The 374-nt window shown below is 60.7% G+C and carries 1 pseudogene; it reads left to right on the plus strand.

The features are described 5' to 3' along the window. A pseudogene (locus tag DY926_RS15985) lies at nucleotides 1–374 on the plus strand (IS21 family transposase); the annotation flags it as partial.

Genomic DNA, 374 nt, shown 5'->3' on the forward strand with positions numbered 1-374 from the left:
TTCAGCCGGGCCTTCATACTCAGGGCCTATCCCCTGCAGACCCACGAGATGCTTTTTGATGCGCTTACCGAGGCCTTCCGCGTGCTCGGTGGCGTGCCACGGCGGGGTATTTTTGACAACATGAAGACCGCTGTGGACCGGATTGGCTCTGGCAAGGCACGTCAGGTCAACCTGCGCTTCATGGCCCTGGCCAGCCATTATCTGTTCGAGGCGACCTTCTGCAATCCGGCAGCGGGATGGGAGAAAGGGCAGATCGAGAAGACTGTACAAGGATGCCCGACGCCATATCTGGCAGGATCTGCCTGCCTTTCCTGATCTGGGGGCGCTGAATGCCTGGCTGGAAGCCCGCTGCCTGGACTGCTGGGAACGGCTGC

The organism is Komagataeibacter melaceti (assembly GCF_003403295.1).
Classification (GTDB): Bacteria; Pseudomonadota; Alphaproteobacteria; order Acetobacterales; family Acetobacteraceae; genus Komagataeibacter; species Komagataeibacter melaceti.